We start from the raw sequence: 5,629 nt of genomic DNA on the forward strand, positions 1-5,629 counted from the left end.
GTTGTAGGCGGCGTGGGGTGTGGGCGTTGGTGCCGCTGATGCCGAAGGACGAGACACCCGCCCGGCGCGGACGGCCGGTCTCCGGCCACTCCACGGCCTCCGTCAGCAGGTCGACGTCACCGGCCTCCCAATCGATCCGGCTTGACGGGGCATCCACGTGCAGGGTCTTCGGTAGCACCCCGTGCCGCATCGCCATGATCATCTTGATCAGGCCGGCGACACCGGCAGCGGCCTGCGTGTGCCCGATGTTCGACTTGATCGAGCCCAGCAGCAACGGACGGCCCTCCGGCCGGTCCTGGCCGTACGTCGCCAGCAGCGCTTGCGCCTCGATGGGGTCACCGAGGCGCGTACCGGTGCCGTGCGCCTCCACCGCGTCCACGTCCGCCGTCGTCAGGCCGGCCACGGCCAGGGCCTCGCGGATCACCCGCTGCTGCGACGGGCCGTTCGGGGCGGTGAGCCCGTTGCTGGCACCGTCCTGGTTGATCGCGGATCCGCGCACCACGGCGAGGACGGGGTGGCCGTTGCGGAGCGCGTCCGACTGGCGTTCGACGAGCAGCATGCCCGCGCCCTCGGCCCAGCCCGTGCCGTCCGCACCGTCCGCGAACGACTTGCAGCGGCCGTCCACTGCGAGCCCGCGCTGGCGGCTGAAGTCGATGAACGTCTCGGGGGTGGCCATGACCGCGACACCACCGGCGAGGGCCATGTCGCACTCGCCGTTGCGCAGTGCCTGGATGGCCCAGTGCAGGGCGACCAGCGACGACGAGCACGCCGTGTCGACCGTGACCGCCGGCCCCTCCAGGCCGAAGGTGTAGGCGATCCGGCCGGAGGCGATGCTGCCCGCGTTGCCGGTGCCGAGGTAGCCCTCGACGCCCTCGGGCAGCTCCTCGCCGGATCCTGCGCCGTCGCCGATGCCGATGCCCGACACGTAGTCGTGGTACATGACACCCGCGAAGACACCGGTACGGCTGCCCCGCATCGTCGTCGGGTCGATGCCGGCCCGCTCGAACGCCTCCCACGAGGTCTCCAGCAGCAGCCGCTGCTGCGGGTCCATGGCGAGGGCCTCTCGCGGCGAGATCCCGAAGAACGCCGGGTCGAACTCGGCCGCATCGAGCAGGAACCCACCCTCACGCGTGTAGGAGGTGCCCGCATGGTCCGGGTCCGGGTGGTACAGGGCCTCCACGTTCCAGCCGCGGTCGGCCGGGAAGGCGGTGATGCCGTCGCCACCGGTGGCGACGAGCTGCCACAGGTCCTCGGGCGTGCGGATGCCCCCGGGGAAGCGGCAGCCCATGCCCACGATCACGATCGGGTCGTCGGTGACAGCGGTGGTCGACCGTACGGGTGCCGCCATCTGCCCGCGTACGCCGCTCTGGCCGTCGAGGTCGGCAATCAGCGCGAGCTCGGCCAGCAGGTGCCGGGACAGCGCGGCCGGGGTCGGGTAGTCGAAGATCAACGTCGGGGGCAGCCGCAGGCCCGTCTCCGTCTTGAGGACGTTGCGCAGTTCGACGGCGGTGAGGGAGTCGAAGCCGAGGTCCCGGAAGGCACGCTCGGCGTCGACCGCCTCCGCACCGGTGTGGCCGAGCACGGCCGCGACCCGACCACACACCAGGTCCAGCAACACGCCCTCGTGCTCCGCCGCCGGCAGGGCCAGCAGACGCGCCGCCAAAGGCGAACCGCCATCCGCGCCGCCACCGGCGCGCCGCTCCACCGTCCGGCGCGCCGGTACGCGCACCAGAGCACGTAGCAGGGCCGGGGTCGAGCCCGCCGACACCGCCTGCGCACGCAGCACCGCCACGTCGAGGTGCATCGGCAGCAGGACCGGCGCGTCCACCGTCATCGCCGTGTCGAAGAGGGCCAGGCCCTCCTCGGCGGCGAGGGCGGCCACGCCGTCGCGGGCGATACGGCGCAGGTCCACCTCGTCGAGCTGACCCGCCATGCCACCGTCGGCGCCGCTGCCGGGCTGCGGGGCCCACAGACCCCAGGCGAGCGCAGTCGCGGTCAGCCCCTCGGCACGCCGTTGCTCGGCCAACGCTTCCAGGAAGGCGTTGGCGGCGGCGTAGTTCGCCTGACCGGCCGCGCCGAACGCGGCCGCGGCACCGGAGAAGAGGACGAAGGCGGAGAGGTCGAGGTCCCGGGTCAGCTCATGGAGGTTCCATGCCGCGTCCACCTTCGGACGCAGTACGGTCGCCACGCGCTCCGCAGTCAACGAGGCCAGGATGCAGTCGTCCAGGACGCCCGCCGTGTGGACCACGCCGGTCAGCGGGTGCTCGACCGGCACGGACGCCAGCAACCCGGCCAACGCCTCCCGGTCCGCCACATCGCAGGCGACGAGATCAACGTGAGCACCCAACCCGGACAGCTCAGAAACCAGTTCGGCAGCACCGGCGGCAGCCGTACCACGCCGGCTGGTGAGCAGGAGGCGCTGTACCCCGTACGCGGTCACGAGGTGCCGGGCGAACAGCCGGCCCAGACCACCGGTCGCACCGGTGACCAGCACCGTGCCGGCCCGCTCCCCCAGCACCGTGACCGGGGACCCGGCCGCGCTCTGCGACGACGCCACACGCACCAGGCGCGGAGCAGTGATGACACCACCGCGGACCGCCAGCTCCGGCTCCCCGGCCGCCAGCGCGGCGGGAATCGCCGCCACCGATGCCGGGTCCCGCTCGGGTGAGAGGTCGATCATGACGAGCTGGCCGGGGTTCTCCGACTGCGCCGAGCGCAGCAGGCCCCGTACCGCGCCGCCCGCCAGGTCCCGCACACCCTCACCGGGCTCGACGGCCACCGCACCCGACGTCAGCCACACCAGAGGCGTGCCTGTGAAGCGCTCCTCCGCCAGCCATTCCTGGAGCGTCGCCAGTGCCTCGTTCACTGCGCCGTGGACGGAACCGACCGTGTCCTCGGAAGGCTCGACGGCGGCCGGGAGGACGAAGACGGCGTCCGGAGTCGGTTCGCCGGCTGCGAGAGCGGCATCCAGTTCGGGCAGGTCGGCGTACGCGGTGACCCGGGTGCCCGGGCCGGCCGACGCACCCAGGCCGATCTCGTCCTGCCCCAGCACGGCCCACCGGAGGTCGCCGGATGCGGCGGCCGCGCCAGGGGCTGCGGAGACGGGCGTCCACTCCACCCGGAACAGCGACTCCAGGTTGCCGCCGGCCGCGTGGACCTGGTCGGCGGAGGCCGGGCGCAGCGTCAGCGACTCGACGGACGCCACCGGCCGTCCGGTCTCGTCGGCGACCAGCAGGGCCAGGGTGTGCGGGTCCGCGGCCGAAGCCGGGGTCAGCCGCATCCGGAGGGCCGAGGCGCCCACCGCGTGGAGCGAGACACCGGCCCAGACGAAGGGCAGGAGGGCACCGGCATCGGCCTGCTCGGTGTGCTCGCTGTGTCCGATGGCGTGCAGACCGGCGTCGAGCAGTGCCGGGTGGAGCCCGAACCGGGCCGCGTCACCGCGACCGTCCTCCGGCAGCACGACCTCCGTGAACAGCTCGGTGCCACGGCGCCAGGCCGCCTTGAGCCCCTGGAACAGCGGCCCGTAGGACACGCCCTGCTCGGCCAGCTCCGCGTAGAGCCCTCGGACATCGACCGGCAGGGCGCCGGCCGGCGGCCAGGCACCCAGCTCGGCGAACGCCTGCTCGGTCTCCGCCCGGGCACCGGTCGCGAGGACACCGGACCCGTGGCGGGTCCACGGCTCCTCGGCGAGGGCGTCCTGGCGGCGGGAGTACACCGCGAACGGCCGTCGGTCGCCGGCGTCCGGCGCCTCGACCACGAGCTGGAGCTGGACACCGCCCCGCTCGGGCAGGACGAGCGGCGCCTCCAGCGTCAGCTCCTCCACCACGTCACAACCGACCTGGTCACCGGCACGGATCGCCAGATCCACGAACGCCGTACCCGGCAGCAGAGCAGCACCGTGGATGAGGTGATCGGCGAGCCACGCATGGGTGTCGAGCGACAACCGACCCGCGAGCAGCACACCCCCCGAGTCCGCGAGCGTCACCGCGGCACCCAACAACGGGTGCCCGGCATCGCCCAGACCGATCGACTCCGGGTCCCCGGCCACGAACGCCGCCGCACTCGGCCAGAACCGCTGCCGCTGGAACGCGTACGTCGGAAGCCCCACCCGCCGGGCACCCGTACCCGCGAAATACGCTGCCCAGTCCACGGCCACACCATGGACGTGGGCCTGCGCCAGGGCGGTGACCAGGGTCTCGGCCTCGGGCCGGCCGGAGCGGAGCACGGCGGCGAAGGCGGCGTGCGGGGTGTCGGTCAGGCAGTCCTGGGCCAGTGCGGACAGCACACCGTCGGGGCCGAGCTCGACGTACGCCGTCACGCCGGCGGCCTCCAGGGCACGGACCCCGTCCAGGAACCGCACGGCCTCACGGACGTGCCGCACCCAGAACTCCGCCGAACCCATCTCATCGGTGACGACGGCGCCCGTCAGACACGACACGATCGGAACGGCCGGTGCCGTGAAGGTCAACCCCGCCACCACCGCGCGGAAGTCCTCCAGCATGCCGTCCATGTGCGGCGAGTGGAACGCGTGGCTCACCGTCAGGCGCTTGGTCTTCCGCCCCCGGGCTTGGAAGGACCCGGCAACGGCGACCGCCGCGTCCTCGTCGCCGGCGATGACGACGGCCTGCGGGCCGTTGACCGCGGCGATGCTCACCCGGTCGCCCTCGCCGATCAGCGGCAGGACCTCGTCCTCCGACGCCTGGACGGCGATCATGGCCCCGCCGGCCGGGAGCGCCTGCATCAGCCGGCCGCGGGCCGCGACCAGCGCACACGCGTCATCCAGGGACAACACCCCGGCGACGTGCGCGGCGGCGATCTCACCGATCGAGTGCCCGGACACGAAGTCCGGCCGCACACCCCACGACTCCACGAGCCGGAACAACGCCACCTCGACCGCGAACAGCGCCGGCTGCGTGTACTCCGTCCGGTCCAGCACAGCAGCATCGGAACCGAACAGCACCTCCTTCAGCGGCCTGTCGAGTACCGCGTCCAGGCGGGCGCAGACCGCGTCCAGCGCGTCCGCGAAAGCAGGATGGGTGCCGTACAGCTCCTGGCCCATGCCGAGGCGCTGGCTGCCCTGCCCGGTGAAGAGGAAGGCGGTACGGCCGTCACCGGTCGTTCCCGTCGCGGTCCGGGGCGCGGACCCGCCTGCGGCGATCGCCTTCAGGACGTCCTGCAGGTCCTCGACGTTCCCACCGGTCAGGACGGCGGCGGCGCGGTGGTCGAGGTGGGCGCGGCCGGCAGCGAGGGAGTGTGCCACGTCGACCGCGTCCACGGTGCCGTTCCCGGCGGCGTCGAGGTGGGCAGCCAGCGCTGCCGCCTGCGCCTGGAGGGCTTCCTTGCTCCTCCCGGAGAGGAGGTACGGGAGGACACGGGCGGCGGCAGGCCGGTCCGCCGGGCGCGCGTCGGCTTCCGCCGGCGGCTCGGTGTCCGGGGCCTGCTCGATGATCGTGTGGGCGTTGGTCCCGCTGATGCCGAAGGAGGAGATGCCGGCGCGGCGCGGGCGGCCGGTCTCCGGCCAGTCCACGGCCTGCGTCAGCAGTTCCACGTCGCCGGCCGACCAGTCCACGTGCGGGGTCGGGGCGTCCACGTGCAGGGTCTGCGGCAGCACCCCGTGCTGCATCGCCAG

The 5,629-nt window shown here is 73.4% G+C and carries 1 protein-coding gene; it reads right to left on the reverse strand.

All coding sequences use genetic code 11. The features are described 5' to 3' along the window. On the reverse strand, positions 1 to 5,629 hold a 5,629-nt coding region (locus ACFV7Q_RS38245), incomplete at both ends, for a type I polyketide synthase (RefSeq protein WP_385435563.1).

This window comes from Streptomyces sp. NPDC059851, from assembly GCF_042732005.1.
GTDB lineage: Bacteria > Actinomycetota > Actinomycetes > Streptomycetales > Streptomycetaceae > Streptomyces.